The sequence below is a fragment of the uncultured Lactobacillus sp. genome, assembly GCF_947367125.1.
Classification (GTDB): domain Bacteria; phylum Bacillota; class Bacilli; order Lactobacillales; family Lactobacillaceae; genus Lactobacillus.
In genome coordinates, this window is the sequence record NZ_CANBCQ010000067.1 from 1 (window position 1) to 3,769 (window position 3,769).

At 34.0% G+C, this 3,769-nt stretch carries 2 protein-coding genes and 1 pseudogene; 2 read left to right on the forward strand and 1 reads right to left on the reverse strand.

From position 1 onward, the window contains the following. Positions 1–200: 200 nt before the first annotated feature. Together Q0Y84_RS12050 and Q0Y84_RS12055 are read left to right on the forward strand one after the other, a co-directional pair. Positions 201–1,307: a CAP domain-containing protein gene (locus tag Q0Y84_RS12050; protein WP_297954100.1), complete on the forward strand. Its 1,107-nt coding sequence runs from the start codon at positions 201–203 to the stop codon at positions 1,305–1,307. A 234-nt stretch (positions 1,308–1,541) separates the two neighbouring features. Next, positions 1,542–2,146, forward strand: a pseudogene (locus Q0Y84_RS12055) (M23 family metallopeptidase). A gap of 90 nt (positions 2,147–2,236) precedes the next feature. Here the strand turns inward: Q0Y84_RS12055 and Q0Y84_RS12060 are convergent. Further along, positions 2,237–3,592, reverse strand: a complete 1,356-nt coding sequence (locus tag Q0Y84_RS12060; protein WP_297954103.1) for a conjugated bile salt MFS transporter — start codon at positions 3,590–3,592, stop codon at positions 2,237–2,239. Positions 3,593–3,769: the final 177 nt, after the last annotated feature.

A 3,769-nucleotide genomic window follows, 5' to 3' on the forward strand; every position in this document is an offset into this window, starting at 1 on the left:
TCATTTGATCTAAAAACGGCTCTAAAGTTTTGAAATCTGTTGGATTAGGGTACAAAGCATAATCAACTACATATTGAATCAAATTTGCAAAAAATCCGATTTTTTTATAAAAATATCATACTTTTTTCTAAAATCAAATTTTTAATCCTGTAGTATATGAGTTGTAAAAATTAATTAGTCATTTAGGAGAAATCTGAAAGATGTTTAATAAAAACAAATTAATTAAATTAACCGTTACTGCTACTGTAGCAACTACCTTGTTCACTACTGGTGAAGCTTTAGCTGGTAATAACCTATCTACCACAGTTGAAGCGGCTTCAAACTACAAAATCACTCTTAAGCACAATGCTTATATCTACAATTACCGCGGAAGCAGAAAAGGTAGAGCAGTGATTAAGAAAGGCGCTACCCGAAGAGCTTACAGAGTGAAAAAAATTAAGGACAAGAGCTATTACTATTTAGGTAAAGGCAATTACATTAGAACTGCTAATGCTGCACGAAATAATAGTGGAAAAGCTTTATTTTCAGTAACAATTACTGGTGATGGAGAATTCCATAAAGATATTAATTCAAGCAAAGGCACTGGCTGGCACTTAGTAGGAACTAAACCAGTTTACAAAGAAAAGAAAGATCATAATGGTACGACCTGGTATTATATGGGTAAACGTGGTTGGATTATTTCAACAGATACGGACAAACCAAAAACTTCAAACACATCTAAATCAGTAAACAGCAATTCTGATACCAAGGTAGTTTCTGACAATTCTGATGTAGAAAATAATAGTTCAGAGCAAGTAACCTCAAAAAAGAAATCTAATACTACTTCAGGTCATACCAAAAAACAAACAACTCAGACTAGCGATATTAAAGCTAAAGCAACCTCACAACTTGCTTCTGAAATTGCAAAATCATTCTTAACGCAATTAAATGCAGCAAGACAAGAAAATGGAAAGAGACCTTTAGAACTAGACCCAACAATTAACAATTTTGCAGAGACAAGAGCCAATGAACAATTAATTCTTTACGGTCATACGCGACCAAATGGGCAAGATTTCAATTATGGTGAATGTATTGCAAGAGAGAATTTAGGTCTTAATACCTCTGCTTCAGAGGCTGCTAAAGAAGCTTTAAATGATTTTCTTTATAATGATGCAGGTAGTAATTGGGGACATAGAGATAACTTGCTCAGTAGTGAATATACTAATGTTGGTGTCGGAGTTGTTTTTGAACAAAAACCTGACTTATCTTGGGGTAATTATCAATATAAAGACTTTATCGGATTTGCATTAGTCGTTGATCTTAATTAAAAGAAACCTACTAAGTGCCAGTGGCTGGGAAAAAACTAAAAGTATAGAAAAAGAACGATGAAATCTAAATGGAAATCATCGTTCTTTTTTATGGTCCAGGAGTTAGTTTTTCCCAGACACTTTATATAGTCGAAGTGCATTTGTAATAGTCTCGTAAAACAACTACACTACAATAATTAAAGTTAAATTTAGAGAGGAATTTTGCGGGTACATCCCGGTTAAACATAGATATAAATGAAGTTTTGTAAATCAATTATTTCATTATTAAGTGCTGTTATCGTAGGTACAAGTTTAGGGCTTTCGAGTAATCAGGCATCTGCTGATACTGTTGAAAACGCGGCTACGCCGATCACTGAGAAGATCAATCAATCCAAGTGGGTTTATCCTTTTAAGGCTTGTCAAAAAAATGGCGTTCATCCAATGTCTAATGTACAAACCTTTGGTATGACTGACTACTTATGCTCTACTAATCCTCCTTCCTACTTCCATGATGGTTGGGATTTCGGTCACTCAGAAGTAGGCTACTTTACTGTTTATGCTATTCATGCTGGTACAGTTAAAAAAGTTGCTTACGGTAGCTGCTTAGATGGTTTATTTGGGTAGTTAGTCCTGATAAATATGTTGAAATTTATCAAGAGGGATTTAACAAAAAGAGCGATATCTACGTTAAAAATGGTCAAAAAATCAGTCGTTTAACGGACTCTCACCTTCATCTAGGTGTAACTAAGACTACTAAGAAATACATCAATGATCATGGTTATCCATGTAATAATTGGAACGAAGATAATGGTACTTGGCTTAATCCAATTAGCATTATTAAAAAATATAATAAAAAGTAGTAAATATACTTTTTTATAGATAACAAAAAACCCTTCAACATTGAACCTGAAGTTTAATGTTGAGGGGTTTTCTCTATTTGATTTTTAATCCTATTTATCTAAGATAACCTTTGAATTGTTAGCAACAACTTTCTTTTGAAGTTCCTTAATCTTAATAGCAGCAAAGATTAATAAAATAAATCCAACTGTTACAAAGCCAATAGTTGTCCACCATGCAATAGAAAAGTTAGTAGCATCTTTAATTACACCAAATAATGGGGCACCAATGGCAAAACCAATAGCATAGGCTAAACTAATGTACCCCAGGTTAACACCCTGGGCCTTAGCCCCAAAGAGATTCTTTGCCATGAAAGCTGGCCCTGACATATAACTAAAGATTGATAAGCCACCCAAAACGGCCCAACCAATTCCAGCATATAAATTACTTGCGGCTCCATATGGGTGAGTACTAATAAAGACCATTAGTAAAACGGAAATTACAATTAAAATACCAGCATAAGCCATTGACTTAGCTGTACCAAATTTATCAAATAAGTATCCACCGGAAATGTTACCAACAATACCGGCAATTCCTAATACAGAACCAATTAAACCAACTTGAGTCAATGATAATTTAGTATCTAAGAATGCGGCATAGTCTTCATTAGATGAAGCTAATCCTAAACCAATTAGCAAAAAGCCAATGCTAAAGACCCAGAACCATTTCATCTTTAATACTTCTTTTCCAGACCAGCCTTGAAATTCATGAGCATGTTGTTCAGCAAGTTCATCTTTATTTTCTTTAAGTTCTTTGGCAGTTGCCAAAACTTCATTAGACTTAGGAACTCTAATGAAGGCAGCGATAATTAAACCAATAACCAAAAGTGCAACAGCAAAAATAAAGAATGGTGCCATTGAAGTTAAGTGACCAGTTTTGGCATTACCAACGATGAAGTGTTGCAAAATCACCTGGGTTAATGGTTGCAAAATAATATCACCAATTGAACAACCACAAAAGGCTAATCCTAAGGCAACTCCACGGCCCTTTAATGGGAACCAGTGGTTGATAATCCAAGGAACACCCTGGCCGGAATAGAATGTTGAACCAACCATGCACATAATACCAGCAACATAAAAGCATGGTAATTTAGTACTGATCCCAAAAATCACAAAACCAAGTGCTGAGATAACAATACCAATTAAATACATAAGTTTAAAATTAACTTTTGGCAATACTTTACCTATGAACGGTGACACGATAGAACCGGCAATCGCACCAAATGTAAAAATTAAAGTATATGACGCTAATGTAAAATGAAATGTATTAACTAATGGATGAACAAACAGAGGTTGAATGAGTTGGGCCATGCCATAAGGAATAGCTTGTGTCAATACACATAAAAATACCATAAAGTATTTATAGCCTCTGCTTACCACCTTTTTATTCGCTGAAAGCTCGTTAGCCATAACAACTCCTTCTTTCAAAAAAACTACAACGCTTGTAAGCACTTTTAGTATCGATCACAAATATATTAAAAACAAATATATTAAAAACAAATATAACGACTTAGGAGACTGTAAAATAGTTTGTGTAAGGATGAATGATTCCTTAAATTTATTTCTTTAAACATTAGAAAAAGGAGT

Bases quoted from the DNA above. Each gene is read 5' to 3' on its own strand.
- Q0Y84_RS12050 (WP_297954100.1), top strand. From the start codon at position 201: ATGTTTAATAAAAACAAATTAATTAAATTAACCGTTACTGCTACTGTA.
- Q0Y84_RS12060 (WP_297954103.1), bottom strand. From the start codon at position 3,592: ATGGCTAACGAGCTTTCAGCGAATAAAAAGGTGGTAAGCAGAGGCTAT.